Here is a 25,935-nt window from a genome sequence, read left to right as displayed (position 1 = left end):
GGTCCAGGTGAGCGGGAGCGAGGCGGACAGGCCCTGGTAGGCGTTGGTGGCCGACGAGTCGAGGGTCACGGCGATGGAGAAGGGGGTGGAGGTGCCGGGGGTGACCGGGGCGGTGTTGAGGGTCTTGACGGCCGAGCCGGCGAGGGTCGCGGCGGTGCCGGTGAAGACGGTGGTCCCGCCGGAGGTGATCACGACGTTGAGCTTGCCGCAGAAGTCGGTCGCGGAGCCGGAGGCGCCGGCCGCGACGTTGTTGCTCTGCGAGCAGGTGGCGCCGGGGGTCAGCGTGAAGGTGTTGGCGGCGACGGTGCCGGTGTTCTTCAGCGTGATCGCGGTGGTGACGGTCTGGCCGGGGACCATCGTGGTCGATCCGCCGAACTTGTTGATGGTCGCGCAGGTCGCGGTGTTGGTGCTGATCGAGCCGCCGTCGGTGCTGAGGCAGGTGATCGGGCTGGCGCCGGTCGACTTCTCCTCCATGACGAGCGAGCCGGACGCGGCGGTGTTGCCGGTGTTGGAGATGCTCGCGACGAAGCCGGACAGGGTGCCGGACATCGAGACGGAGAGCAGGGCGGCGGCGGCGATGCTCGTCGCGATGGCGAGGGGAGCGAAGCGGACGCGCTTGGACTTGGCGGTGTGGGTCGACATGGCAGGACTCCTGATCGGATGGGGCGGGCTGGTGCTGAAGGGGGAGGGTCCGGCTGGTGGTTCGCCGAACTCGATTGACCGCTAAGTTACTTTATGACCAAGATACATTGCAATCGTCCTTTAGCCCCCTGTCCGGGGGACACGTCGGAACCCCCGAGAGCGACCCGTACGATGACCCCCAGCCCTACCCCGAGAAGGACGAATGACCACCGAGAAACCGACCCCGCGCGACGTCTATCAGGACGCGCCCGCCGTGCAGCTGCGGCAGTCGCTCCGCCTGCTCGAGAACGCGCAGCGGCACCTCCGCGCGAGCATCGCCGCGGGCGTGGGCGTGGGCATCTCGGAGCTCACGGCGCTCGAGGTCCTCGGCGAGTCGCCGGACCTCACGCCGAAGTGGCTGGGTCTCGAGCTCTCCCTCTCGACGGGCGCCGTGACCGCGCTCCTCGACCGGCTCGCCACGGCCGGCCACGTCGACCGGCTCGCCAACCCGCAGGACCGCCGGAGCGTCCTGCTGCGCCTCACCGCCTCCGGTGAGCAGCTGCTCGCACAGGTGGACGAGCGCTACGACGACGTCAGCGCGGAGGTGCTCCAGGCCTCCCCCGGGCTGAACGGCATGGCGGACGACCTGGCGCGTGCCGCCGCGGTCATCACCGCGCACACGATCCGCTGACCCGCGCCGGTCGCTAGGAGTCCAGCGCCCGCGTCAGGGTCCAGACGTTGCGCCCCTCGGAGCGCTCGTGCTCGAACGTGGTCGTCAGCGCCTGGATGAGGGCGAGCCCGCGGCCCGACTCCGCGAAGACGTCCGGCATCTCCCGCGGCCCTGTGTCGATGTCCGGCGGATCGGCGGTGTCGATCAGCTCCGCGCGGATCACGTCTCCCTCGACGCGCACGACGAGGCGGCAGACGATCGTCGTCGTCGACGTCGCGTGCTGGATGACGTTGTCGACCAGCTCGACCAGCGCCGTCTCGACGGCCATGCGGTCGCGGGCCGGCAGGTCCGGGCGCTCGCTCCAGAGCCCCGCGAGCAGCTCGTGGACGACCTCGGTGTCGTCCGGGGGCGTGCGGAACCCGACGCTGCGCTCAGTCACGGTACGCGTCGCCGGCCGTGTCGAAGAGGGTGAGCACCCGGTCGAGGTTGGACAGCTGCAGCACCATCACGACCTGCTCGCTGGGCGCCGCGATCCGCAGGTCGCCGCCCGCCTGCCGCGCGGTCTTGAGGGCGCCGACCAGGGCGCCGAGGCCGGAGGAGTCCATGAACGTCACCGCGCTGAGCTCGACGACGATGCGGGGGCCGCCCTCGTCGATCGCCCGGCGGACGGCCGCGCGCAGCTCCGGAGCCGAGGCCGCGTTGAGCCGCCCCTCCCCCCGCAGCACGGCGATGTCGGGGGCGATCGTCTCGGTCGTGAACGTCATGCGGAGTCCTTCTCGGCGGAGCGGTCGGCGCCCGTGCGGGTCAGCACGAGGGCGGTGATGTCGTCGGACGCCGAGCCGGAGGCGGCGAGCGCCCTCAGCGCCTGCAGGAACGCGGCGGTGCTGTCGGAGTCGCGGGCGAGGTCGACCGCGCGCGCCAGGGACTGCAGCGTCCCGTCGTACAGGTCGAGGACGCCGTCGGTGAAGGCGAGGAGCGAGTCCCCCGCCTCGAGCTCCACGGTCTGGGTGATCCAGCCGCCGTCCTCCGCGATGCCCAGCGGGAGGCCCAGTGCCGCGAGCCGCTGGAACGAGCCGTCGGCGCGGAGGAGGACGGTGAGCCCGTGGCCCGCGTCGACGAAGTCGATCCGGCCGGACGCGGTGTCGAGGCGCCCGTGGAAGAGCGTCGCGAAGGTCTCGGTGGCCGTGAAGTCGTCGTGCAGCTGCGCGCTCACCGCGCTGACGACCGCGTCGGGGTCGCCGCCGAGGCGCGCCCGGAACGCGGAGCGGATCGAGGCGGCCACGATCGCCGCCGCCGTCCCCTTGCCCATCACGTCCACGAGGGTCAGGTCGACCGTCTCGTCGTCGCCGCGCCAGCTGTAGAAGTCGCCGGTGATCGTCCACCGCGGCAGCGAGAGCCCCGAGAGCTCGTAGCCGGCGGGGTGGTGGAGGGAGGAGGGCGCCATCTGCGTCTGCATGTCGGCGGCGCGGTCGCGCTCCGCCGTGTCGCGCAGCTCCCGTTCGACCCACTCGCCGAACTCCTCGAGCAGCTGCCGCTCGTCCGGGGTGAGGCTCCGGGGCACGAAGTCGATGAGGCAGAGCGTGCCCAGCTGCAGGTCGCCCTCGACCGACAGCGGCCGCCCGGCGTAGAAGCGGACGTGCGGGTGCCCGGCGACGTGCTCGTGCCCGGCCCACGCCTCGTCGGCGCCGAGGTCCGGCACGACGAAGGTGGTGCGCTTCTGGAGCGTCGCGTCGCAGAAGGTGCCGGCGCGCGGGTAGGCGAGCACGGCTTCCGGACGCTGCGGGGACTTCGTGAACAGCGTGGTGTCGTCGAGGAAGTGGATCTCGGCCACGGGCACGCGGAACAGCTCCTCGGCCATCCGCGTGATCCGGTCGAAGCGCTCCTCCGGAGCCGACCCCATCATCTCGAGCGCCTCGAGCGCCACCAGCCGCGGATCCTGCTCGGCCTCGATCATCCGTGCCCCCTTCCCCCTGCGCGCCGCGCCGGGACTCCCCGGAGCGCACACGCACCACCGACCGTATCGCCCCGCCTGACGGGTGGGGGACCTTCGGCGCCTCTGTACCCCTCACGGGGTACGGCTGTCGCAGATCGCGCGGTCGGGAGCGTCGGCGGTGGCCGATCCCGGCCGTCCTCGCCTCCGTCTCTTGCCGCCGGACGGAGCGGACCCCTATTCTTCACCCGACGCTCCCCCGGCGACCCGCGAGCACCCGAAGCCCGCAGGCTCGTGGGCGTCGCCTCAGGAGCGCCCGTGCCCACCCAGCCGCGTCCCCTCCGCCGAACGCGCGCGGAGACGAACCGACCCTCTCGATCCGACGCGCCCCGGCGCGGGAGCCCGCTCGCTGCGGCGCTCCTGCTGGTGACCGCCCTGATCCTCCCGCTCGCCGCCGCGCCGACCGCGTCCGCCGTCGACTCGGCGGGCGACGAGTACGACGCGATGCGCCTCGGCCTCGTCGCCGACCTGACGGGCACGATCCCGGGCAGCGCGAGCGTCGGCGGCCTCGCCGCGGCGAAGGGCCGCCTCGTCGCCGAGGCCGAGGGCTACTGGTCGACGCTCGAGACCGACGGCGGCGAGCCCTGGCCCGACCTGGTCACGGGCACCTCGGCGGTGGAGGTGTGGGCCGCCTACAAGCGGGTCACCGTCCTCGCGACCGCGCTGAAGACCCCCGGGACCGCCCTCACCGGCGACCCGGCGCTCCTCCGCGACGTCGTCACGACCGCCGACTGGCTCTCGGCGAACCGCTACAACCGCTCCACCACCGGCACCTCCCGCTGGTGGGAGCAGCAGATCGGCATCCCGCTCGAGCTGAACAGCATCACCGCCCTCCTCTACCCCGACCTCTCGGCGGCGCAGGTGCAGGCCTACCTGTCGGCCTCGACGCGCTTCGCCGACACCGTCACCCGGACCGGCGCCAACCGCGTCTGGACGGCGGCGGTCATCGCCGGGCGGGCAGTGCTTCTGAAGCAGCCGGCGAAGATCGCGGAGGCGGCCGCCGGCATCGACCCGGCGCTGCGGACGGTGGCGTCCGGCGACGGCTTCCACGCCGACGGCTCCTTCGTGCAGCACAGCGTCTACGCCTACAGCGGCGGGTACGGGCTCTCGATGCTCGACACCCTCGACGACCTGTACGCGCTGCTCGACGGCTCCCGCTGGGAGATCACGAGCCCGGAGGGGCTCGGCGTGTACGACCGGCTCGCCTCCTCCTTCGCCCCCGTCACCTGGTGCGGCGCCGTGATGTCGACGGTCCGCGGCCGCGAGACCGCGCGGGCGGAGTCGGAGGACGGCGACGTCGGAGTCCAGCTGCAGGCGGCGGTGCTGCGCCTCGCCGACAGCGCCCCTCCCTCGGCCAGGACACGGACGAACGCGCTGGCGAAGAGCTGGCTGGCCTGCAACTCCGGCAGCCCCGTGAGCATCGAGACGGCCGGATCCGTCAGCGACGTTGTGCGCGCGCGGCTCGTCCTCGCCGACACGGGCCTGATCGCGACCCCGATCGGCTCGGGCGTCCGGGCCTTCGCCGGGATGGACCGCTTCACGCGGACCACGGCGACCTCGGGCTTCGCCGTCGGCCTGTCGAGCACGCGGATCGCGCGCTACGAGTCGCTCAACGGCGAGAACCGCAGCGGCTGGTACACCGGCGACGGCGCGACCTCGCTCCACCTGGGCAGCGGGCGCCAGTACGACGACGGCTACTGGGCCACGGCGAACCCGTACCGGATGCCCGGCACCACCGAGGACACGATCGTCCGGAGCGCGGGCGAGGGCGCGTCGTCCCGCCCGACGACGACCTTCACCGGGAGCCTCGAGAGCCCGTCGCGGCGGACGGGGATCGCGGCGCTGGACTTCGACGCGGCGTCGGTGAGCCTGGTCGCGAAGAAGGCCTGGTTCACCTTCGACGACGAGATCCTCGCGCTCGGCTCCGGGATCACGGCGACCGACATGTCCGGGACCGGCTGGGACGGGGCGCGCCGGCGCGCGGAGACGGTGATCGACGACCGCCGCGACGTCGCTCCCGATGCGAGGCTCCGCGTCGACGGCGTCCTCCGCGGTGCGGAGGCGACCGCCACGAGCACCGCCCGCTGGGCCTCGATCACCGGCTCCGCGGAGTCGGTGGGCTACGTCTTCCCGTCGCCGATCGCCCTGACCGCGCAGGGACGGACCCGCACCGGAGCCTGGAGCGCCGTGAGCGCCGCCGGTCCGACGGCGCCGGTGACCGGCCACTACTACTCCCTCACGACGAGCCACGGCACGAACCCGACCGGCGCCTCCTACGCGTACACGGTCCTCCCCGGCGCCTCCGAGGCGGCGACCGCCGCGTACGCGGCGGACCCGGACGTGACCGTGCTCAGCAACACACCCCAGCTGAGCGCCGCCCGCGACCGCTCGACCGGCACCGTGAGCGCCGTGTCGTGGAAGGCCGGGACCACGAGCCCCGTCCTCGTCGGAGGCACCCGGGTCGCGAGCATCACCGGCGCCGGACTGGTCTCGATCCGGGAGGACGCGGACACGGTGACCGTCTCGACCGTCGACCCGACGCAGGTCTCGACGAGCGCGCTCACCGTGACGCTCGCGCGGCCGACCGCGGGCACGGTGTCCTCGAGCGCCGCCCTGAGCGTGACGAGCAGGACGAGCACCGCGACGACGATCACGTTCCGGCCGAGCGGGCTGAAGGGAGCGACGGCGTCCATCGTGCTCGCGAAGAGGGCCGCCACTCCGGCGCCGACGGCCACGCCCACGCCGACCGCGACCCCCGCGCCGACCTCGACGCCGACCGCCACCGCGACTCCGCTCGCCGCCGCCGGGGCCGGCACCCACCAGAACGGCTCGCCGGCCGTCGCCGTCACGGGCACCTGGTCCACGACCTCCTCCTCCGCGGACAGCGGCGGAGGCGTCTCCTTCTCGTCGACAGGGGGCGCCTCCGCCACCCTCCGCTTCACCGGCACCGGAGTCTCGTGGGTGAGCCGCCGGTCCAGCACGTCCGGGATCGACGAGGTCCGCCTCGACGGCGTCCTCGTGGCCTCGGTCGACCGCTACAGCGCCACCACCCGCTCCGCCCAGACCGTCTGGACCAGCGGGACCCTGCCCGCCGGCACCCACACCGTCACGATCACCCGCGGCAGCACACGGAATCCGGCGGCGACCGGGGGCAACCTGATCCACGACGCCTTCGTCGTGAGGGGCTGACGGCCCGGCTATCACCGGCCGCGGTGCCTGGCCAGGCCCTCGCCCGGCGGCGGGCGGGCGCGTAGCGTCGCCCGGACCGATCGACCCGCCGGGGTCACGACGAGAGGACGCGCCATGAGCAGCACGAGCGACATGATCCGGAGCCACCCCGAGGAGCTGCGCGGCGTCGATCCGGAGGTCCTGGCCGAGTGCATCGACGCGTGCGGCGCCTGCGCTCTCACCTGCACCGCCTGCGCCGACGCGTGCCTCGGCGAGGAGTCGGTCGCCGAGCTGGTCCACTGCATCCGCACCGACCTCGCCTGCGCCGACGTGTGCGCCGCGACCGGTGCCGTGCTCTCGCGCCGCGGCGTCGTCGGATCCGCGGCCGCTCGCGCCCTCGTCGAGGCCTGCCTCCTGGCCTGCCGGGCCTGCGCCGACGACTGCGAGCAGCACGCCGGGATGCACGAGCACTGCCGGATCTGCGCCGAGGCCTGCCGCCGCTGCGAGCAGGCGTGCGTGAGGCTGCTCGCGCAGCTCTGAGCGCGGGGTCCACCGCGGGAAACCTCCCCCACCGGACTCGACGGGCGGCTGTCAACCGTCCTGCCCTGAGCGTCCGGCGCTCCTACGGTCGGTGGCGAGCACGGCGTCGTAGGGGCTCGGAGCGATCGCAGGCGGTCCTCCGTCCCCGACGACCGGCAGACGCTCGAGACGGAGGACGACCGTGGCCCAGACCAGCACCGAGCGCGACCGCACCGCGCCCGACCCCGACGACTCCCGCAAGCCCGACGGACCGACCGAGGTCAGCAAGCGGTCCTGGGGCTACGTCCTCAAGAAGACGCTCCGCGAGTTCGGCGCCGACCAGTGCACGGACATCGCGGCGGGGCTGACCTACTACGCCGTCCTCGCGCTGTTCCCCGGGCTGCTCGCGATCGTCTCGATCCTCGGCCTCTTCGGCCAGGCCGAGACCACGACCGACACCGTGCTCGAGATCGCCGGCGGGTTCGTCTCGGCCGACGTCCTCGACACGGTCCGCGGCCCGATCCAGGAGCTCACCTCCAGCCCCGCCGCCGGTCTGGCGTTCGTCACCGGTGTCCTCGGCGCCCTCTGGTCCGCCTCCGGCTACGTCGGCGCCTTCGGGCGCGGCATGAACCGCGTCTACGAGATCGACGAGGGCCGCCCGATCTGGAAGCTGCGCCCCACGATGCTCGCCGTCACCCTCGTGACGGTCCTCCTGCTCGTGATCGCCGGGCTGATCCTCGTGCTCAGCGGACCCGTCGCGCAGACCATCGGCGACGCCGTCGGCCTCGGCGAGGTCGCGCTGACGGTGTGGAGCATCGCCAAGTGGCCCGTCCTGATCGCGATCATGGTCGTCATCGTCGCGGTCCTCTACCACTGGTCGCCCAACGTGCGGCAGCCGAAGTTCCGCTGGACCAGCATGGGCTCGATCCTCGCCCTCGTCGTCTGGGCGCTGGCGTCGGCCGGCTTCGCGTTCTACGTCGCCAACTTCAGCAACTACAACAAGACCTACGGCGCGCTCGGCGGCGTGATCGTCTTCCTCCTCTGGCTCTGGATCACGAACCTCGCCCTGCTCTTCGGGGCGGAGTTCGACGCCGAGCTCGAGCGCGGCCGCCAGCTGCAGGCCGGCATCGAAGCCGAGGAGCACATCCAGCTCCCGCCCCGCGACACCCGGCAGAGCGAGAAGAAGGCCCAGAAGCACGCCGAGGACGTCGCCGACGGCCGCGAGCTCCGCGAGAGCGCCGGACACCCCGAGCGGTGATCCCGATCGGGCGGGACCTCCCGGTCCGTTAGGGGAACCGCCTCCCCGCGGCAACCCTCTTGAGGCCCCGCGGGCGGCGCGCGGAGGCTGGACGCATGCGGAAACTGCACTACTCCAGCGGCCACCTCCTCGTCGGCGACCTGACCTGCAAGGCGGTCCTCCGCTACGCCCGTGCCCTCGCGGACGTCGGCAAGTCGGACGTCGTCTCGGTGCCGGTCCTGACCGAGGGCGGCGGCCGCGCCTACGCCCACCTGCTGATCGGGCCGGCGAGCCAGCTCTGGTCGGTGCCGATCGACAGCAGCGAGGTGGAGGAGCCGGACGACGCGGAGGTGATCGCCCACATCGAGCTCGAGACGCGCCGCATGCAGCCGGTCCGCCCCTCGTGGAGCGAGGAGATGACCGACATCCCGCCACTGGACTTCCTCGAGTACACGGACATCGCCGACCTCGAGGACGCCCGGCGCGACCCGATGGACTAGGCCGCCGCCGGCTCCTCCGTGGAGCGGGAGTCGCTGAGGGACAGCGAGCCGATCGTCGCGATCACGCCGACGAGGACCGCCACGACCAGGTAGGCGACCCGCTCGCCCGCGAAGAAGCTCCGGACGAGGTCCGTGCTCCATGCGCCCGCCTGGAGGGTGGTCGCCACCAGGGCGGCGATCAGCGTGCCGACGACGGCCGTGCCGATGCTGGTGCCGATCTCCTGGGCCGTGTCGTTGAGCGCCGCACCGATCGAGGTGCGGTTCGCGGGCATCGCCTCGACGAGGGCGACGGCGCAGATGGTCATGATCGTCCGCAGGCCCACCGTCATCACGACCATCATCACGGCGATCGCGAGGTAGCCCCGGTCCACCGCCCAGGACATCCCGAGCAGTGCGCCGACCAGGAGCCCGGTGCCGATCAGGCAGGCCGCGCGGTGCCCCAGCCTCGCGGCGAGGCGTTCGGTGATCGGAGTGGCGGCGAGCATCGTGACGATGACGGGCAGGTTCGCGAGGCCGGCGCGCACCGGGCTCCAGCCGTAGGCGTACTGGAAGTGCAGGATCAGGCCGAACAGGACGCTCGCGAAGGCGACCGAGGCGCCGAGCTGCGTGAGCGCCGCTCCCCGCGCGGCACCGGCGCGGAAGATCGCGAGGTCGATCATGGGCGAGGCGGCACGGCGCTCGCGGACGACGAATCCCGCGACGGCCGCGACGGTCCCCGCGGCGCAGGCGATCGTGACGAGCGACAGCCAGCCGTTCTCGACTCCGCTGGTGAGCGTGTAGCAGCCGAGCCCGACCGCGGCGATGGTGAGGACCGTCCCCGGCAGGTCGAGCCGCTCCGAGGTGAGGTCGGCCCGCCGGTCGGCGGGGACTCCGAGGCGCACGCCGATCCAGACCAGCAGCGCGATCGGGGCGTTGACGACGAGCAGCCACTGCCAGCTGACGGTGCTGAGGATCGAGCCGCCCAGGAGGGGGCCGAGGACCATGCCGGACATCCCGACGATCATCACGATCGTGATCGACCGCATGCGGAGCCTCTCGTCGTCGAAGAGCCGGAACACCAGCGACATCGTGACGGGCGCCATGGCGGCCGCGGCGCAGCCGAGGGCTGCGCGGAGAGCGATCAGCTGGCCGATGTCGGTGACGAGGACGACGGCGAGGCTGATCAGCCCGAACGCGGCGAGGCCGGTGAGCAGCACGCGGCGGCGGCCGAACCGGTCGGCGGCGGACCCGGCGGTCAGCAGCAGCCCGCCGAAGGTCAGGGAGTAGGCGCCGGTCACCCACTGCAGTCCGGCGGTCGAGCCGTCGAGCGAGCGTCCGATCGTGGGGAGGGCTATCGAGAGCAGCGTGTTGTCGACCATCTCGACGAAGAAGGCGAGGCAGAGAGCGGCGAGCGGGAGCGCCGCGGAGCGGAGGGAGGTGTGAGCACGGGACTCGGCGGAGGTGGTCGTCGGAGCGGACACGGCGGCGCCTTTCTATCGAACGCCGTTCGACTCTCGTACGGCGTTCGATAGTATGGAACGCCGTTCGGTAAGATGCAAGCCATGCCTGCAGATCGCCCGACGGAGACCGCCGGCGCCGCCGCGCCCTCCCCCGCCCGGGGCCGCCGCCGAGCGTCGCACTCGCTCGACACCGTGCTGGCCGAGGCGATCGCGATCCTCGACGAGTCCGGGGAGTCGGCCCTCACGTTCCGCGCGCTCGCGGCCCGGCTCGGCGGCGGCGTGGCGAGCATCTACTGGTACGTCGGAAGCCGCGACGAGCTGCTGGAGCGAGCGACCGACGAGGTCATGGGCCGGGTCCTCGCCGACAGCGAGCCGCTCACCCACGGGCCGGACCCGATCGACAACGTCCGCGCCGTCGCACTGGCCCTCTTCGACGAGTGCGTCCGCCGACCCTGGTTCGGCCTCTACATGCTCCGCACGACCGGGGTGCAGCCGAACTCGATGGCGATGTACGAGCGGCTCGGGCAGCAGCTCATGGCACTCGACCTGACGCCCCGGCAGCGGTTCCACGCCGTGTCGTCCATCGTCAGCTACGTCGTCGGAGTCGCGGCCGACCTCGCGCAGCCGCCGCCCCGCGAGTTCCTCGAGAGCGGGATGGAGAGGGGCGAGTTCCTGGAGCACCTGGCCGACCGCTGGCGCGCCCTCGACCCCGAGGAGTTCCCCTTCGGCCACCACGCGGCCGACGTGATGGCGACCCACGACGACCTCGACGTGTTCCGCTCCGGCCTCGACCTGCTCCTGGCGGGGCTGCGCCTAAAGGCGGGGCGGGGCTGAGGCCTCGAGCGCGACGCCTGTCGGACAGGACCTCACCAGGAGCGATGAGAAGTAGGCACGGCCCTTCACCGTCGATACAGCCGTCCGTGTATCGTCTCCCCCGTGCCCGCCACCGCGACCCTCACCCACTCCGCCGCTCTCGCGCGCCTAGGATCCGCCCTGGCCGACGAGACCCGGTCGCGGATCCTGCTCGCCCTGCGCGAGGCGCCGGCGGTCCCGTCGGACCTGGCCGACGCGCTCGGAGTGTCCCGGCAGGTGATGTCGAACCAGCTCGCCTGCCTCCGCGGCTGCGGTCTGGTGGAGGCCGTGAAGGACGGCCGCTACACCTGGTACCGGCTGGCCGAGACCCGGATCGCCGGGGCGCTCGACCACCTGCTCCGCCTGGCCCTGGTCGTCGATCCGGACTGCTGCTCCGGCGACGACTGCCGCTGCGCATGACCGCCCTCCGCGCTCCGCTCCTCCCCGCCCGCCGCCGCGTGCTGCAGAGGCGCATCCGCTGGATCGTCGGCGCGACCATCGCCTACAACGTGGTGGAGGCGATCGTGGCCCTCGCAGCCGGGACGGTCGCGTCGTCCACCGCCCTCGTCGCCTTCGGCCTCGACTCCGTGGTGGAGGTGCTCTCCGCCGCGGCCGTCGCCTGGCAGTTCTCGGGGCGCGATCCGGAGGCGCGCGAGCGCATCGCCCTGCGGGTGATCGCCGTCTCGTTCCTCGGCCTGGCCGCGTTCGTCGCCGTCGACTCGGTCCGGGCGCTGCTCGGATTCTCGGGGGCCCAGCACTCCCCCGTCGGCATCGTGCTGGCCGCCGTCAGCCTGCTGGTGATGCCAGCCTTCTCCCTGCTCGAGCGCCGGACCGGCCGCGAGCTCGGCTCGGCCTCGGCCGTCGCGGACTCGAAGCAGACGCTCCTCTGCTCGTACCTCTCCGCCGCCGTCCTGGTGGGCCTGCTGCTGAACAGCACGCTCGGATGGACGTGGGCCGACCCCGTCGCCGGCCTCGTGATCGCCGCGGTCGCCGTCCGCGAGGGCCTGGAGGCCTGGCGCGGCGAGTCCTGCACGACGCCGATCGCCGCGCTGACGAGCGAGGACTCCGAGGCCTGCGGCTGCTGCTGACGGGGACAGGCGGAGTCCCGGCATCCCTCACCGACGGCCGGCTCGCGCCTCGACGACGTGCCGGCACCCGATTCCGCCGCGCTTCAGCTCCTCGCGCTCGCGGCGGAGCCCGACGCGGATCCGCCGCGTTCTGGACCGGTCCGGGACGTCCGCCCCGCCTCGGCCCTCGGCGACCGCCCGCGCGACGTCGGCGTCCACGCATGGGGTTCCTTCTCTCGTCCTGCTGCGGTGCGAACGGCGCCGCACCTCCATCCCACGACTCGGGCACCCGGGCCGGGGGGAGGGTCGCCGAGCACGTGTCGGCGGGTCAGGAGGCGCCGGGGCCACCGGGATGAGAGGGTTGCGCGGTGTCCACTGCGAGCGTGCCGTCGCCGCGCGCCGGAGTGCGGACGCGGCGCTTCCGGCGCCTCGCGCGCACGGGCTTCGCCGTGAACGGACTGATCCACCTCCTGATCGGCGGCCTCGCCCTGCGCGTCGCGGTCAGCGACGAGACCTCGCGGGAGGCGGACGCGTCCGGAGCGATCGGGCGCATGGCCGACTCCCCCGTCGGCCTCGTGGTGGTCTGGGCCGCGCTGGTCGGACTGGTCGCGCTCGGACTGTGGCAGCTCTCCCTCGGCGGGCGCTCCTCCGCGCCGGGCCTGCTCGCCCGCCAGGGCCGCCGGATCGTCGAATCCGGCAAGGGCTTCGCCTCGCTCACCCTCGCGGGCACCACGCTCGTCTTCGCCCTCGGCGGTTCGACGAGCTCCTCGGCCACGATCCGCCGCATCAACACCGAGCTGCTGACGAGCACGGTCGGCGTCGTGATCCTCGTGATCGTCGGCGGGATCGTGCTGGGCAGCGGGATCGGCTTCGTCGCGATCGGGATCCGCCGCGGGTTCCGCAAGCTCGTCCGCATCCCCGAGGGCCCGACCGGGACGGCCGTGCTGATCCTCGGCGCGACCGGCTATATCACGAAGGGGCTCGCTCTCGGCCTCGCCGGCGGGATCTTCGTGGTCGCGGCGCTGACCGGCGACGCCCGCCAGGCGACCGGGCTCGACGGGGCCGTCCGCTTCCTCGACGTCCCTCCGTACGGCACGATCGCCCTGACCCTCGTCAGCGCGGGACTGGTCATGTACGGGCTGTTCCTCGTGGCCCGGGCGAAGCTCGCGAAGCTCTGAGCCGACGCGGCAGTCGCTCACAGTCGCCACCCATATCGCTGAGTATCGTTCGGGGAAACAGGAGGTCATCATGAACGGATCGTCATCGACCGGCGCGTTCGGCACCGGCACGCCCATCGAGAGCATCTGGCGCGCGATGGAGCAGGCCCGCTCCCGCATGGAGAAGCGCGTCGGCTCCCGGGTCGGCCGCGGGGACGTGCGCACCGCGGTGCTCGCGCTCCTCGCCGAGCAGCCCATGCACGGCTATCAGATCATCCGCGAGATCGAGGAGCGCAGCGGAGGCGACTGGAAGCCGAGCCCCGGCTCGGTCTACCCGACCCTCCAGCTCCTCGCGGACGAGGGCCTCATCACGGCCGACGAGCAGAACGGCCGCAAGACCTACACGCTGACCGACGCCGGGCGCGCGACGGTCGCCGAGCACGGTACCTCGACCCCGTGGAACGACTCCGACCACGTCGACTTCGGCGCCCTGCCCAAGGCGGGCCTCGAGCTCGCTCAGGCCGCGGCCCAGGTCGGACGCTCGGGCACCCCCGAGCAGGTCCGCAAGGCCGTCGCCGAACTCGAGGACGTGCGCCGCCGCCTGTACGCGATCCTCGCGCAGGACTGACCCGGGTGGCCTCGGTCAGCCCGGGTCCTGCCGCCCCGGGCCACCGAGAGCGGGAGGACCGGCGGCGCTACCGCCGGATCCTCCGCTTCGCCGCGTGGCATCTCGCGGTCACGTGGTTCTTCGACCTGCTCCTGCCGCGGCTGGGGCTCACGCGCGTCGCGCTGCGCACCCGGCCCGGCCGGATGCGCCGCTTCGCCCGCAGCTTCCACGTACTCGCGGTCGACCTCGGCGGCCTGATGATCAAGGTCGGCCAGTTCATGTCGTCGCGCCTGGACGTGCTGCCGCCCGAGATCACGCGCGAACTGGAGGGGCTGCAGGACGAGGTCCCGCCGGTCCCGTTCCCGCGGATCCGGGCGCTGGCCGAGTCCGAGCTCGGGCTGGCGCTCGAGCGCGCGTACGCCGGAGTCGACGACTCGCCGGTCGCCGCCGCCTCCCTCGGCCAGGCCCACCGCGCCCGGCTCTCCCCCGTCGACGCCGAGGACACCGGCTACTCCGCCGCGATCATGAAGGTGCAGCGGCCGGGGATCGACCAGATCGTCGAGGTCGACCTCGCGGCCCTGCGCCGCGTCGGCGGCTGGCTCAGCCACGTGCGCCTGGTCTCGGACCGCGTCGACGCCCCGGCGCTCGTCGAGGAGTTCGCGGTCACCAGCCTCGAGGAGATCGACTACCTGCAGGAGGCGGCCAACTCCGTCCGCTTCGCCGCCGACTTCGATGGCGACGCCCGGGTCGCCGTCCCCGACGTGGTCTGGGAGCGCTCGACCCGCAAGGTCCTCACCCTCGAGGACGTCACCGCGATCAAGATCACCGACCACGCCGCACTGCTGGCCGCCGGGATCGACCCGCGGGAGGTCGCTCCGGTCTTCGCGGCCGTGATGTTCGACCAGCTCTTCACGCACGGCTACTTCCACGCGGACCCGCACCCCGGCAACGTCTTCGTCACGCCGACCCCCGGGGGCGAGCTGCCCTGGCGCCTCACCTTCATCGACTTCGGGATGATGGGCGAGGTGCCGCCGAGCACCCGCGCGGGCCTGCGCCGGATGCTCATCGCCGCCGCCTCCCGCGACGGCAAGGGGCTCGTCGACGCGGCCCGTGCGGTCGGCGTCCTCCTGCCCTCCGCCGACTCCCGTGAGCTGGAGCGGGCGCTCACGCAGCTCTTCGCCCGGTTCGGCGGGATGGGCTTCGCCGAGCTGCGGGAGGTGGATCCGCGCGAGTTCCGCGACTTCGCCGTGCAATTCGGCGACGTGGTGCGCGCGCTGCCGTTCCAGCTCCCCGAGAACTTCCTGCTCGTCATCCGCGCGATGTCGCTGACCTCGGGCGTCTGCAGCGCGCTCGACCCGGCCTTCAACCTGTGGGACTCGGTGGAGCCCTACGCGCAGCAGCTGATCCGCGAGGAGCGCGGCTCCGTCGTGCAGGACGTCGGCAAGCAGGCCGTCGACACGCTCGGCCTGATCTGGCGCCTGCCGCGCCGGCTCGACGAACTCGTCACGACGCTCGACGACGGCGAGCTGGCGGTCACCGTCCCCACGATCGAGCGCCGGCTGAACCGCCTCGAGGGCACCGTCCGCCGCGTGATCTCGGCCGTGCTGTTCGCGGGCCTGCTGATCGCGGGCGCCGTCGTGCGCCCGGACGACAGCGGGTTCGGGACGGTGCTGATGATCGCGTCGGTGCTGCCCCTCCTGCACGCGCTGCTGGCCCGCGGCCCGCGCGGCTGACGGCCTCGGTCAGCCGCGGCGGCGAAGGGGCCCGCGGCGCGGGCGACCGCCTCCGAGAGCGCCCGGATCGCCGGGGTCCGGACGCTGCCCGGAGCAGCTGCCGGACGCGAGCGCGACCGGAGCGGTTCGGGGATCCGCCGCGGCTCAGCGGCTGGTGAGCAGCTCGACGAACTCGTCGGCCATCGCGAGCTGGGCGCTCAGCGCCTCCCGGCGCTCGCGGGCCTGCGCGACGAAGCCGTCGAGCTGCGCGCGGACCTCGGCCGGCGCGTCGTCGCCCTCGGCGTCGAGCGTGTCGATCACGCGGAGCAGCGCGGCCATCTCCTCCAGCGAGAAGCCGAGCGGCTTCATGCGGCGGATGAGGATCAGGCGGTCGTAGTCGGTGGACGTGTAGAGGCGGAAGCCGCCCTCGGTGCGGCCGGACGCCTTCACGAGGCCGATCTCGTCGTAGTGCCGCAGGGTCCGGAGCGAGAGGCCGGTCCGCTCGGCGAGCTCGCCGATGTGCATGGTGCCGATCCTGCTCACCCCTTCAGATCTACCCTCACGTAAAGGTAGGGTTGCCCGTGCTGTTGACACGCCTCTGCAAGCTTGGCATCCCCGCCCGCTTCCGCCGACCCGTCGCCGCAGTCCTCCGCGCTCCTCGTCGAGCACCCCTCCCACTCCCTGGAGCCGCCGCGATGGCCCTCGCCTCGAAGACCCCTGCCCGCCCGCACGCTGAGCCCACGGTGATGACGGCGCTGCGCACCCCCCGCATCCTGACCCGCGAGGTCCTCGCCGGCCTCGTCGTCGCGCTCGCGCTCATCCCCGAGGCGATCTCGTTCTCGATCATCGCGGGCGTGGATCCGCGGGTCGGCCTCTTCTCGTCGTTCGTGATGGCCGTGTCGATCGCCTTCCTCGGCGGGCGCCCCGCGATGATCACCGCCGCGACCGGCGCCGTCGCCCTGGTGATCGCCCCTGTCGCCCGCGACTACGGGATGGACTACTTCATCGCGACGGTGATCCTCGCGGGCGTGTTCCAGATCGTGCTCGGGCTGCTCGGAGTGGCGAAACTCATGCGCTTCATCCCCCGCAGCGTGATGGTCGGCTTCGTGAACGCGCTGGCGATCCTGATCTTCTCGGCGCAGATCCCCAATCTGATCGGCGTGCCCTGGCTGGTCTACCCGCTGGTCGCCGCCGGCATCGTGATCATGGTCGTGATGCCGCGCCTGACGAAGGCCGTTCCGGCTCCGCTCGTCGCCATCGTCCTGATCACCGCGGCGGTCGTCGCCACGGCCGTCGCCGTCCCGACCGTGGGCGACCAGGGCGAGCTGCCCCGCAGCCTCCCCGAGCTGTTCGTCCCGGACGTGCCGCTGACCTGGGACACCTTCACGACCATCGCGCCGTACGCCCTCGCGATGGCGCTCGTCGGCCTGCTGGAGTCGCTGATGACCGCGAAGCTCGTCGACGACATCACCGACACCCCCTCCCGCAAGACCCGCGAGTCGCTCGGGCAGGGCGCCGCGAACGTGCTCTCCGGCCTGTTCGGCGGCATGGGCGGCTGCGCGATGATCGGCCAGACGATGATCAACGTGAAGGCGTCCGGCGCCCGCACCCGCATCTCGACCTTCCTCGCCGGCGTGTGCCTGCTGATCCTCGTCGTCGCGCTCGGCGACCTCGTCGCGATCATCCCGATGGCCGCGCTGGTCGCGGTGATGGTGATGGTCTCGGTGGCGACGTTCGACTGGCACAGCATCCGCCCCTCGACCCTGAAGCGGATGCCCGTCGGCGAGACGGTGGTCATGATCGCCACGGTCGTCGTGGTCGTCCTCACCCACAACCTGGCGATCGGAGTCGCCGTCGGCGTCCTCGCCGCGATGGTCGTCTTCGCCCGCCGGGTCGCCCGCTTCGCCACCGTCGAGCGCACGCTCTCGGCCGACGGATCGACGGCCCGCTACACGGTCACCGGCGAGCTGTTCTTCGCCTCCAGCAACGACCTGACCACGCAGTTCTCCTACGCGGAGGACCCCGCGCACGTCGTGATCGATCTCTCCGGCTCCCACGTCTGGGACGCCTCGACCGTCGCCGCGCTGGACGCCGTCACCACCAAGTACGAGCGCCACGGCACCCGCGCCGTGATCGAGGGCATGAACGAGGCCTCCACCCGGATGCACGGCCGCCTCGCCGGGAACCTCGGCGCGGGGCACTGAGGGCGGGGGCGCCCTCCGCAGCGCCCCCCGGGGTCGATGCGTCGCGAAGGGTCGTCACGGCGGGCGGATGAGGACCGTCCGTGACGCATCGATCCCGGCAGTCGGATCCTCCCGCTCAGACGACTCGCGCCGGGCCTGCAGGACATCGCCGGCATGCGCACGGCCGGCTCGCGTGCTTCACCGACCCCGAGACCCCATAGCACTCCACTTCTCGAGATCCAGCGCCGGCGAAACGGCTGGCGTCGCCCGAACAGGAAGCGCCACCGCCGAGAGGGCCGACCCCGGCGTGTTCTCCGCCATGTGCCTCGGCCACAACTCGCGGAGAAGACTCCTCGGGTGTGCAGACACCCCGATGCGCTTCCCCGGCGCCCGCCGCAGAACCCCGCTGTGATCGGTGGACTCCGTCTGAAACCTTCCGGGCACACGCTAGGAACGCGGCCTCGACGCCACCTGAGCCGGGTCCTCCTCGGCGCGATCGACGACGCGCGGGCGCATATCCCGCCCTGCCATGAGTGCCCTCACGCCACCCAGGGCGGTTGCACCCATTCTCCTCAACCGAGGCACGCGTGCAGCATGGCCGGCAGGGAGGCGAAACGGCAGTCGTGTCGGCCGGGCAGGGACAAGGCCCAGCACGATCCGCCGGCAGGTGGACCCTCGGCATCAGTCGACGTCACTCTTCTAGCTACGAATTGCGGATCCTCCCATCTCTTCCCTGAACGGGGGCTATGGAGCCTCGACAGCGGATGTCAAGATCCGTGAGGATTCGGCGACCGTCGGTTCGCTCCGCCGTCGAACTCGAAAGAGACCTCAATGCGCAAGTCGGCCCTCAGCCTGACTCTCCTGATCGCCCTACTCGTCTCGCTGTTCATTGGAGCACCGCCCGCTCAGGCCGCCGGGAGTCCAACATCTCCGACCGAGGTGACGGCAACTGACGTCGCGTGCACGACTCCGGTCACTCTGCGGTGGAAGGCCCCGGCGCAGGCCGTTCAGGGCTTTCGCGTGCATATTTACCGCACGGTCTACGTCGAAAGCGAAGACAATCCGTACTCGTACGATGAGACGGTAGCGCTCTACTCGGTGTCGGGCAGCACCTCGCTCACCGCCGACCTTCCGTTCGACCGCTACCACTTCGACGTCTCGAGCGTCAGCGACTTCAAGGCACCCTTCGCCGGTGGCTCCGACGGCGAACCTCTTCAGATGTCCAGCGGACAGAGTGCTCCCGCGACGATGGACTTCGTCCATCTGCAGAACGTGCCAGCGCCGGGAGAATTGAAGTCGCAGATCGATATCGATGGCGGGTCCGCAACGTTCTCGTGGTCTGCTCCTGATGCCGGATCCGCCTCCTGCGCATTCGAGACCTACGTATGGGATCTGAAAACCCTTTATGAGGGAGGAACAGGGACAGTCTGGGACCAGCCGACCTCCTCCCCGGCCATCACGTCGGCGATCGTGCCCATCGAACGAAACATGCGGTACGAGTACTGCGTCCGGCCCGGCAACAGCTCGCAATACGACTACGAGGGCGAGGTCTACTGGGACCATCTGGCAGAGACATGCTCGCGCTTCTCGACTGGCTCTGCAGCCCCGGACGCAGCGCAGTACTTCGAGATCACGGAAGCCACGGGCGGCAACGTCACGGTGATGTGGCGAGCGCCCGAGCGGGACGGCGGATCGCCCATCACCGGTTACCGGATCGGTCGGGACGGCTCGGACGCTTCAGGGGGCGGCCCCTGGTCGACGCTGGTCAGTCCGGATAAGCGTTCGCAGACTTTCACGAATCTGAAGCCGAACACCACCTACACGTTCACGCTACAGGCGGTCAACGCGAAGGGGAGTGGCGCGCGAGCGACGACGTCGATCGTGTCTCAGCCTTTCTTCCAGCCCTCCGAACCGACCAAAGTGATTGCGATTCCTGACAGCGCCACCCGGTCCGCCGTCCTGCAATGGTCGCCTCCCTCCGATACCGGAGGAACGTCGATCTCCGGATACAGGGTGTCCCGTGACGGCGTAGATGCGAGCGGTTCTGGCGCCTGGTCGACCATCGTTTCCTCGACAAAGCGATCACAGTCCTTCACCAATCTCGCTCCTAACGGCTCCTACACTCTCTCGGTCAGCGCGATCAACGTCGCAGGTGAGAGCTGGATCGTGAGCCGGAGCGTCGTGCTCGGTGGGGACACCCTCTCCTCTTCCGTCCCACTCATCTCCGGTTCTGCGGCAGTCGGTTCTCTTGTGACGGCGGTGACGGGTACCTGGGGGCCGGCACCGGTCGACCTCGCCTTTCAGTGGCGCTCGAACGGCGTCGACATCGTCGGCGCTACCGGATCCTCCTATGTCCCTAGTGCCTCCGACGCGGGCAAGACCCTGACGGTGGCGGTCACCGGTTCGAAGTCGGGCTACGTCTCATCCACACGGACGTCATCGGCGACCTCTCCGATCGCCAAGGGCGTCCTGGCAGCAGCGACTCCGTCCATCAGCGGTTCACCGAAGGTGGGCTCGACTCTCACCGCCTCTGCAGGACAGTGGACACCGGAGGGAGTCGCTTTTACCTATCAGTGGACGGCTGACGGGGCGGCCGTCGCTGGAGCGACTGCCACCACCTTCACCCCGACCAGCTCAACTCTCGGCAAGAAGATCGCCGTTTCGGTGAGTGGAGCAGCGCCTGGGTACTCGCCTGCGACCAGAACCTCTGCACCTACGCAAGCGGTGGTATCGGGTACGTTCTCGGCGACCACTCCGACTATCAGTGGTACAGCCCGCGTCGGCTCCTTGCTCACCGCTTCGGCCGGCTCCTGGGGGACCTCCGCGGCTAAATTCGCCTTCCAATGGAAAGCGAACGGTTCCGTGATCGCAGGCGCGACAACTGCTACCTACGCTCCTTCGAGCGTCGTCCTGGGAAAGACGATCACCGTGACGGTGACCGGCAGCGCATCCGGGTACACGACGACCAGCCGGACATCAGTGAGTACAGCAGCGGTGAGTGCCGGCGTCCTGACCGGCCCGACTCCCAAGATCTCCGGCACGGCAAAGATCGGTACAACGCTGACCGCGATTTCCGGCACTTGGGGGCCTTCTCCTGTCTCGCTGACCTACCAGTGGAAGGCGAACGGTGCTGCGATCACGGGAGCGACGGGTGCGACGCTCAAGCTCTCTAGTGCGACTGCGGGGAAGGCGATTACGGTCGTTGTGACCGGGAAGAAGGCCGGCTTCACTACCGCGACGCGGACATCCGCAGCGATCGGGCCCGTGGTGAAGTAAGGCTCCTGCCCCACCTCTCGCGGGTGCGGAGGTCCACCTCCGGAGCCGAATCCACCGACGTGAGGGACGATGACATCGTTCATCGTTCCTCACAAGGCTCCTCGGTGACTCCTCTCCTTCGATGCCCCGAGCGCGACGCGACACTAAGGGCACAACTCTCTCGATCGATCGCGATCGACGAACCTGACGCAAAGGCGAGGTTTCAGAAACCTAGACGCGCACGGGCGCGACGGAGGCGCGGCGGATCAGCCGGGTCTCCAGCTCCATGCGGGTCGCCGAGGCCCCGGACGCGAGCGGGGTCGCGGACCGGTGCGCCTGGTGCAGCATCCGGAAGGCGATGGCGCCCATCTCGCCGATGGGCTGCTGGATCGTGGTCATCGGCGGGGTCGCCCAGGCCGACTCCTCGACGTCGTCGAAGCCGACGACGCTGAGGTCGCGCGGGATGCGGAGGCCGACGTCGTCGGCGGCCTCGTAGACGCCGAGCGCCATCACGTCGGAGCAGGCGAAGAAGGCGGTCGGCGCGTCCGGCTCGGCGAGCATCAGCCCGGCGGCCTCGCGGGCCAGCTCGCGGTCCCAGTCGCAGTAGGCGACGCGCGGGTCGGCGGCTCCGGCGGCGCGGAGCGCGGTGGTGAAGCCGTCGATCCGGGCGCTGCTGTAGAGCTGGGTGCGGGTGCCGCCGAGGACGCCGAAGCGGGTGTGGCCCTCGGCGAGGAGGTGCTCGGCGGCCATGCGGCCCCCGTCCCAGTTGGTCGCGCCGACGCTCGCGACGTCGGCCGGGGGCCGCGTGCTGGGGTCGACGACGACCACGGGCAGCTCGGCGGTGGTCAGCAGGTGCAGCTGCGCGGCCGAGACGTTGACCAGCACCACGATGGCGCCGAGCGAGGGGCGGCGGAGGAGGCGGCTGATCCAGGCGCCGTCGTCGCGGGCGCGGGTGAGCACCAGGTCGACTCCGGCGGCGGAGGCCTCGGCCTCGATCCCCTCGAGGACCGGGCCGATCCAGGTGCCGCCGATGTGGCCGACGACGACGTCGACGATCTGAGCGGAGTGCGGGTCCTCGACCGGCGGGCGCAGGCGCGGACGGCGGCGGTAGCCGAGCGCGTGCGCCGCCTCCATCACGCGCAGACGGGTCGCCTCCGAGACGTCGGTGCCGCCGTTGAGCACCTTCGAGACGGTGGGGACGCTCGTCCCGGCACGCTCGGCGATCAGCGCCATGGTCGGGCGGGTGGTCGCTCCGGAGACGTCGTCGTGGTCGGGCATGTGCTCACCGTAGCGGATACCGACTTTCGCAACTAGACCGGCGCGCGGACGGCTTGCTCCCGCCGGGAACCGCGGTGCATGATGGTCGAACGCCGGGGCTCCCGCACTGAAGTTGCGCAAGTCCTGTTTCGACGACGAACCGCGGAGCGATCCGCCAGCACGTGAGGACGACGATGACCGACCACTCCCCGACCACTCCCGGCAAGACGGCCCTCGTCGTCCGAGGGGGCTGGGACGGCCACCAACCGGTCGAGGCGACCGAGCTGTTCCTGCCGTTCCTCCGAGACAACGGCTACGACGTGCGCGTCGAGGAGTCGACCGCCGTGTACGCCGACGAGGCGTACCTGCGGACGGTCGACCTGATCGTGCAGTCGAACACGATGACCTCCATCCAGTGGGAGGAGTTCCTGGGCCTCCGCGCGGCGGTCGAGCGCGGCACGGGCCTCGCCGGCTGGCACGGCGGGATCGCCGACTCCTACCGCGACAACTCCGACTACCTGCAGCTGATCGGCGGCCAGTTCGCCTCGCACCCCGGCAAGCACCCGGACGAGCGCACCGGCGAGCAGTCGGACAACTACGTGCCGCACACGATCGAGATGACGGCCCTCGCCGCCGACCACCCCATCACGCAGGGCGTCTCGGACTTCGAGCTGGTCACCGAGCAGTACTGGGTGCTGCACGACGACTACAACGACGTGCTCGCCACGACCACGCAGGCCGTCCGCCCGTGGGACCCGTGGAAGCGCCCCATCACCTCCCCCGCGATCTGGACCCGCCTCTGGGGCGAGGGCCGCATCTTCGTCTCGACGCCGGGCCACCGCGTCGAGATCCTCCAGGACGACAACGTCCGCACGATCATCGAGAGGGGAATGCTGTGGGCGTCCCGCTGAGAGTCGGCATCATCGGAGTCGGGAAGATCAGCGAGCAGTACCTCGCGAACCTCCCGACCTTCCCCGGCCTCCGCCTCGTCGCGGTCGCCGACCTGAACCAGGAGCGGGCGCAGCAGGTCGCCGACGAGCAGGGCGTCCGCGCCCTGTCCGTCGACGCGCTGATCGACGACCCGGAGATCGACGCGGTGCTGAACCTCACGATTCCCGCGGCGCACGTCGAGATCGGCACCCGCGCCCTGAAGGCGGGCAAGCACGTCTTCGCCGAGAAGCCCCTCGGACTGAACCCGGCCGAGGCCGCGCCGATGCTCGACCTCGCGGACGAGCTGGGCCTGCGCTTCGCGAGCGCCCCGGACACGGTGCTCGGGACCGGCGTGCAGACCGCGCGCCTCACCCTCGACTCCGGAGCGATCGGCACCCCGATCGCCGCGCAGGTGCACTGGGCCGCGCCCGGCCACGAGCGCTGGCACCCGGCGCCCGAGTTCTACTACCAGCCGGGCGGCGGCCCGCTGCTGGACATGGGCCCGTACTACCTGACGGCGCTCGTGCACTTCTTCGGGCCGGTCGTCCGCGTCACGGGCCTGGCCACCCGCTCCGACCGCCCGCGCACGATCGAGACCGGGCCGAAGGCGGGCACGCCCATCGAGGTCACGATCGACACCCACATCACCGCGCTGCTCGAGCACGCGAGCGGAGTCGCCACGACCGTCACCGTGAGCTTCGAGGTCTGGCGCAGCCGGGCCCCGAAGTTCGAGGTCTACGGCACCGAGGGCACCATCTCGGTCCCGGACCCGAACATGTTCTCGGACCCGGTCGAGGTCGCCGTCCGCGACGAGGACTGGCGGGTCGTCCCCGACTCCGCCGGCGTGATCGACACCGGCCGCGGAGTGGGACTCGCCGACCTCGCGGAGGCGATCGCGGAGGACCGGCCGCACCGCGCCTCCGGCCGCGTGGCCCTGCACGTGCTCGAGATCATGGACGCCGTGCTCCGCTCGAACGAGGAGAAGGCGGTCGTGACGATCGAGAGCACCGCCGAGAAGCCCGACGTGATGCCGCTGCGCACGGCCGGATCGATCGGCGGATGAGGCGGTGGAGGCGGGGGATCGCCGCCACCGCGTCGCTCCCCGTTCGGGGGTGACCGCGGCGCGCGACGCCGTAGACTCGGCGGATCGACGGTCCTCAGCCGTCGTCGCACGCGGAGGGGGATCGGCCGTGGCAGTCGGCTTCCGACGGAGCGGTGAGCTCCGCGCTCTTGCACGCCCCCGGCTCCGGGCGGTCGGCGACCCGCTCTCCCCGGAGGACCACCGCTCCCGGCTGTCCGGCTGGCTCAGCATGCCCGGCGGGCCGGGGCTCGTGCGCCCCTCCGCCCTCGCTCCGGCGTGGGAGGCGCCCCTGCTCCGGCTCGTGCGCGCCGGAGCACCGGCGGAGGACCTGCACGAGGCGACCACCGGCTCCCCCGAGGGCTCGCGCCTCGCGGCCGTCGTCGAGCTCGTCCGCGACGCCCTGCACTCCTCCGACGACGACCGCGCTCTGCGGCTCACCGGCTGGCTGGTGCGCATCCGATACGACCCGTCGGTCGACTCCTTCCTCCGCCGCTACGGGATCGCGCTGACCGTCCGCCTGCCGCTGAGCGGCGGCCTCGACGTGGAGGTGCCGCTCGACGCCCCGGCGCTGCGCCTGCTCTACGCCGAGCTGGCGGCACCCACGGATCCGGCCGCGGCGGTCGTGGCGGTCGAGACCCTGGAGCCGTCGACCCTCGCGGCCTCGACGCTCGCCTCCCTCTACTCCGCCCGCCGCCGCTGGCGGGACGTGGCCGACTTCTCGGCCCCCGTCGACAACGTCGACGCCGCCTCCGCCGCCGTCCTCATCCGCCGCGGCGCCGCTCTGCGCGAGCTCGGCCTGATCGAGGGCGCCCTCGAGGCGTTCGACCGGGTGGTGCGCCCGACCGTCACCAGCGCGCGGCCCGTGGAGCTGCGGGCGGAGGCACTCCTCGAGCGCGCGAGCACGCTCCTCTCGGACGGGCGGACGGCCCCGGCCCGGCGCGATCTGGAGCGCGTGCTCCTCCGCTACCCGGACAGCGCCGCGGCGCACGAGCTGCTGGCGGTCACCGGCCGCTGACGGGACGGAGGGGCGCACCCTCTGCAGGATGCGCCCCTCCGGGAGTGCGTCGGCTCAGCCCTCGGCCTTCGAGGGCTTGCCCTCGGCGGGCAGGACCTCGTGCGGCGTGTCGCGCTCGTCCTCGCCCTCGGCCTGCGAGGGCTTGTCGGACTGGTCGTCCGGGTCCTCGACGGGGCTCGGGGTCTGGTCGCCCATCGGGGTCTGGTCGCTCATCGGAGTCCCTCCGGCTCGTCGGACGTGGCGGACGGCTCGGGGTGCGCCTCGAACTCCATCCAGGCGCGGTCCAGATCGGCCTGCGCCGACTCGGGCTCGCTGGCGAAGTAGCCGTCGTAGATCGCGCGGCCGCCGTGCTCGGGCAGGTCGTCGCGACCGCCGAAGGCCTGCGCGAAGCGGCCGACCTCGTCGTCCCTCTTCTGCTGATCCCGCAACCAGGCGGGGAAGGTCTGCGTCATGGTGACACCTCTCTCTCCTGCCCTCCAGCCAATCCCCCGCCGCGGATCCGGGCAAGCCCTTCCGCCGGGCGCCCCGAGGGGCCAGGCTCCGCCCTGGTGGAGTGACGCTCCGCCCTCTAGAGGACATGTCCGCTACAGGGCGCCCCCGCCCCCGCCGCAGAGGAGGGCCGAGCCCTCGGGGGAGCCGGTGGTCGCCTCGTGCAGGTCCTCCGCCGGTGCTCCG

General features: G+C 71.9%; 25 protein-coding genes. 16 read left to right on the top strand and 9 right to left on the bottom strand.

Annotation, left to right across the window (positions count from 1 at the left end; all coding sequences use genetic code 11):
* Positions 1-642: hypothetical protein (locus C5C24_RS15220; protein ID WP_104305374.1), on the bottom strand; the 642-nt coding region annotated here is incomplete at its 3' end.
* A 202-nt stretch (positions 643-844) separates the two neighbouring features.
* On the opposite strand from C5C24_RS15220, the gene C5C24_RS15215 reads away from it, so the two are divergent.
* Positions 845-1,312: a MarR family winged helix-turn-helix transcriptional regulator gene (locus C5C24_RS15215; RefSeq protein ID WP_104305373.1), complete on the top strand. Its 468-nt coding sequence runs from the start codon at positions 845-847 to the stop codon at positions 1,310-1,312.
* Between the two features lie 13 nt (positions 1,313-1,325).
* Here C5C24_RS15215 and C5C24_RS15210 read toward each other — a convergent pair whose 3' ends face one another.
* From C5C24_RS15210 to C5C24_RS15200, 3 genes are read right to left on the bottom strand one after another with little or no spacing between them, the layout of a single operon-like run.
* The gene (locus C5C24_RS15210; RefSeq protein WP_104277501.1) at positions 1,326-1,730 is read right to left on the bottom strand and encodes an ATP-binding protein; all 405 of its coding nucleotides are present in this window, start codon (positions 1,728-1,730) and stop codon (positions 1,326-1,328) included.
* On the bottom strand, positions 1,723-2,055 hold the full coding sequence (locus C5C24_RS15205; protein WP_104282093.1) for an STAS domain-containing protein: 333 nt from the start codon (positions 2,053-2,055) through the stop codon (positions 1,723-1,725). The genes C5C24_RS15210 and C5C24_RS15205 overlap by 8 nt, the downstream gene beginning before the upstream one ends.
* A complete protein-coding gene (locus C5C24_RS15200; protein WP_104305372.1) occupies positions 2,052-3,245 on the bottom strand; it encodes a PP2C family protein-serine/threonine phosphatase in 1,194 nt (397 codons plus the stop codon). The genes C5C24_RS15205 and C5C24_RS15200 overlap by 4 nt, the downstream gene beginning before the upstream one ends.
* A 402-nt stretch (positions 3,246-3,647) precedes the next feature.
* On the opposite strand from C5C24_RS15200, the gene C5C24_RS15195 reads away from it, so the two are divergent.
* The 4 genes from C5C24_RS15195 (at position 3,648) to C5C24_RS15180 (ending at position 8,705) form a co-directional block, all read left to right on the top strand.
* Positions 3,648-6,470 (top strand): polysaccharide lyase 8 family protein, encoded by a 2,823-nt coding sequence (locus tag C5C24_RS15195; protein ID WP_104305371.1) that lies wholly within the window; start codon positions 3,648-3,650, stop codon positions 6,468-6,470.
* 114 nt (positions 6,471-6,584) lie between these two features.
* The gene (locus C5C24_RS15190) at positions 6,585-6,989 is read left to right on the top strand and encodes a four-helix bundle copper-binding protein (protein WP_104305370.1); all 405 of its coding nucleotides are present in this window, start codon (positions 6,585-6,587) and stop codon (positions 6,987-6,989) included.
* 181 nt (positions 6,990-7,170) lie between these two features.
* Positions 7,171-8,226, top strand: a complete 1,056-nt coding sequence (locus C5C24_RS15185; RefSeq protein WP_104305369.1) for a YihY/virulence factor BrkB family protein — start codon at positions 7,171-7,173, stop codon at positions 8,224-8,226.
* A gap of 95 nt (positions 8,227-8,321) precedes the next feature.
* Positions 8,322-8,705: a hypothetical protein gene (locus C5C24_RS15180; RefSeq protein ID WP_104305368.1), complete on the top strand. Its 384-nt coding sequence runs from the start codon at positions 8,322-8,324 to the stop codon at positions 8,703-8,705.
* On the opposite strand, the gene C5C24_RS15175 is transcribed toward C5C24_RS15180, so the two are convergent.
* On the bottom strand, positions 8,702-10,165 hold the full coding sequence (locus C5C24_RS15175; RefSeq protein WP_104305367.1) for an MFS transporter: 1,464 nt from the start codon (positions 10,163-10,165) through the stop codon (positions 8,702-8,704). The genes C5C24_RS15180 and C5C24_RS15175 overlap by 4 nt on opposite strands.
* Before the next feature lie 81 nt (positions 10,166-10,246).
* Between C5C24_RS15175 and C5C24_RS15170 the strand changes: the two genes are divergently transcribed.
* From C5C24_RS15170 to C5C24_RS15145, 6 genes are all read left to right on the top strand, one after another.
* Positions 10,247-10,978 (top strand): TetR/AcrR family transcriptional regulator, encoded by a 732-nt coding sequence (locus C5C24_RS15170; protein ID WP_104305366.1) that lies wholly within the window; start codon positions 10,247-10,249, stop codon positions 10,976-10,978.
* Positions 10,979-11,080: 102 nt separating this feature from the next.
* Complete coding sequence (locus C5C24_RS15165) at positions 11,081-11,416, top strand: helix-turn-helix transcriptional regulator (protein WP_104234042.1); 336 nt, start codon at positions 11,081-11,083, stop codon at positions 11,414-11,416.
* On the top strand, positions 11,413-12,084 hold the full coding sequence (locus tag C5C24_RS15160) for a cation diffusion facilitator family transporter (protein WP_104305365.1): 672 nt from the start codon (positions 11,413-11,415) through the stop codon (positions 12,082-12,084). Before C5C24_RS15165 ends, C5C24_RS15160 begins: the two co-directional genes overlap by 4 nt.
* A 347-nt stretch (positions 12,085-12,431) precedes the next feature.
* The gene (locus C5C24_RS15155; protein WP_104305364.1) at positions 12,432-13,241 is read left to right on the top strand and encodes a DUF1206 domain-containing protein; all 810 of its coding nucleotides are present in this window, start codon (positions 12,432-12,434) and stop codon (positions 13,239-13,241) included.
* A gap of 70 nt (positions 13,242-13,311) precedes the next feature.
* Positions 13,312-13,848 (top strand): PadR family transcriptional regulator, encoded by a 537-nt coding sequence (locus tag C5C24_RS15150; RefSeq protein WP_104282100.1) that lies wholly within the window; start codon positions 13,312-13,314, stop codon positions 13,846-13,848.
* 5 nt (positions 13,849-13,853) lie between these two features.
* Complete coding sequence (locus tag C5C24_RS15145) at positions 13,854-15,560, top strand: AarF/ABC1/UbiB kinase family protein (RefSeq protein WP_104305363.1); 1,707 nt, start codon at positions 13,854-13,856, stop codon at positions 15,558-15,560.
* A gap of 144 nt (positions 15,561-15,704) precedes the next feature.
* Here C5C24_RS15145 and C5C24_RS15140 read toward each other — a convergent pair whose 3' ends face one another.
* Positions 15,705-16,064, bottom strand: a complete 360-nt coding sequence (locus tag C5C24_RS15140; protein ID WP_104305362.1) for a MerR family DNA-binding transcriptional regulator — start codon at positions 16,062-16,064, stop codon at positions 15,705-15,707.
* Positions 16,065-16,234: 170 nt separating this feature from the next.
* On the opposite strand from C5C24_RS15140, the gene C5C24_RS15135 reads away from it, so the two are divergent.
* Positions 16,235-17,743, top strand: coding sequence for a SulP family inorganic anion transporter (locus tag C5C24_RS15135; protein ID WP_104305361.1), 1,509 nt, complete (start codon positions 16,235-16,237; stop codon positions 17,741-17,743).
* A 918-nt stretch (positions 17,744-18,661) separates the two neighbouring features.
* A complete protein-coding gene (locus C5C24_RS15130) occupies positions 18,662-20,998 on the top strand; it encodes a fibronectin type III domain-containing protein (RefSeq protein ID WP_181135556.1) in 2,337 nt (778 codons plus the stop codon).
* 210 nt (positions 20,999-21,208) lie between these two features.
* Here the strand turns inward: C5C24_RS15130 and C5C24_RS15125 are convergent, their stop codons facing one another.
* Positions 21,209-22,255, bottom strand: coding sequence for a LacI family DNA-binding transcriptional regulator (locus C5C24_RS15125; RefSeq protein ID WP_104305359.1), 1,047 nt, complete (start codon positions 22,253-22,255; stop codon positions 21,209-21,211).
* A 173-nt stretch (positions 22,256-22,428) separates the two neighbouring features.
* On the opposite strand from C5C24_RS15125, the gene C5C24_RS15120 reads away from it, so the two are divergent.
* The 3 genes from C5C24_RS15120 (at position 22,429) to C5C24_RS15110 (ending at position 25,260) form a co-directional block, all read left to right on the top strand.
* The gene (locus C5C24_RS15120) at positions 22,429-23,145 is read left to right on the top strand and encodes a ThuA domain-containing protein (RefSeq protein WP_104305358.1); all 717 of its coding nucleotides are present in this window, start codon (positions 22,429-22,431) and stop codon (positions 23,143-23,145) included.
* The gene (locus tag C5C24_RS15115) at positions 23,130-24,227 is read left to right on the top strand and encodes a Gfo/Idh/MocA family protein (RefSeq protein ID WP_104282106.1); all 1,098 of its coding nucleotides are present in this window, start codon (positions 23,130-23,132) and stop codon (positions 24,225-24,227) included. Before C5C24_RS15120 ends, C5C24_RS15115 begins: the two co-directional genes overlap by 16 nt.
* A gap of 127 nt (positions 24,228-24,354) precedes the next feature.
* On the top strand, positions 24,355-25,260 hold the full coding sequence (locus C5C24_RS15110; protein ID WP_104305357.1) for a tol-pal system YbgF family protein: 906 nt from the start codon (positions 24,355-24,357) through the stop codon (positions 25,258-25,260).
* A gap of 54 nt (positions 25,261-25,314) precedes the next feature.
* Here C5C24_RS15110 and C5C24_RS18100 read toward each other — a convergent pair whose 3' ends face one another.
* Together C5C24_RS18100 and C5C24_RS15105 are read right to left on the bottom strand one after the other, a co-directional pair.
* Positions 25,315-25,473, bottom strand: coding sequence for a hypothetical protein (locus tag C5C24_RS18100; protein WP_181135555.1), 159 nt, complete (start codon positions 25,471-25,473; stop codon positions 25,315-25,317).
* A complete protein-coding gene (locus C5C24_RS15105) occupies positions 25,470-25,712 on the bottom strand; it encodes a hypothetical protein (RefSeq protein WP_104227148.1) in 243 nt (80 codons plus the stop codon). Before C5C24_RS15105 ends, C5C24_RS18100 begins: the two co-directional genes overlap by 4 nt.
* Positions 25,713-25,935 lie beyond the last annotated feature (223 nt).

It is taken from the genome of Rathayibacter sp. AY2B3, from assembly GCF_002931755.1.
In the GTDB taxonomy this organism is placed as follows: domain Bacteria; phylum Actinomycetota; class Actinomycetes; order Actinomycetales; family Microbacteriaceae; genus Rathayibacter.
This window is presented reverse-complemented; position numbering and strand designations above follow the sequence as displayed.

Coding starts and splice junctions, on each gene's coding strand:
- C5C24_RS15215 (WP_104305373.1), top strand. CDS start 845: ATGACCACCGAGAAACCGACCCCGCGCGACGTCTATCAGGACGCGCCC.
- C5C24_RS15205 (WP_104282093.1), bottom strand. CDS start 2,055: ATGACGTTCACGACCGAGACGATCGCCCCCGACATCGCCGTGCTGCGG.
- C5C24_RS15200 (WP_104305372.1), bottom strand. CDS start 3,245: ATGATCGAGGCCGAGCAGGATCCGCGGCTGGTGGCGCTCGAGGCGCTC.
- C5C24_RS15190 (WP_104305370.1), top strand. CDS start 6,585: ATGAGCAGCACGAGCGACATGATCCGGAGCCACCCCGAGGAGCTGCGC.
- C5C24_RS15180 (WP_104305368.1), top strand. CDS start 8,322: ATGCGGAAACTGCACTACTCCAGCGGCCACCTCCTCGTCGGCGACCTG.
- C5C24_RS15170 (WP_104305366.1), top strand. CDS start 10,247: ATGCCTGCAGATCGCCCGACGGAGACCGCCGGCGCCGCCGCGCCCTCC.
- C5C24_RS15160 (WP_104305365.1), top strand. CDS start 11,413: ATGACCGCCCTCCGCGCTCCGCTCCTCCCCGCCCGCCGCCGCGTGCTG.
- C5C24_RS15150 (WP_104282100.1), top strand. CDS start 13,312: ATGAACGGATCGTCATCGACCGGCGCGTTCGGCACCGGCACGCCCATC.
- C5C24_RS15140 (WP_104305362.1), bottom strand. CDS start 16,064: ATGCACATCGGCGAGCTCGCCGAGCGGACCGGCCTCTCGCTCCGGACC.
- C5C24_RS15135 (WP_104305361.1), top strand. CDS start 16,235: ATGGCCCTCGCCTCGAAGACCCCTGCCCGCCCGCACGCTGAGCCCACG.
- C5C24_RS15125 (WP_104305359.1), bottom strand. CDS start 22,255: ATGCCCGACCACGACGACGTCTCCGGAGCGACCACCCGCCCGACCATG.
- C5C24_RS15120 (WP_104305358.1), top strand. CDS start 22,429: ATGACCGACCACTCCCCGACCACTCCCGGCAAGACGGCCCTCGTCGTC.
- C5C24_RS18100 (WP_181135555.1), bottom strand. CDS start 25,473: ATGAGCGACCAGACCCCGATGGGCGACCAGACCCCGAGCCCCGTCGAG.
- C5C24_RS15105 (WP_104227148.1), bottom strand. CDS start 25,712: ATGACGCAGACCTTCCCCGCCTGGTTGCGGGATCAGCAGAAGAGGGAC.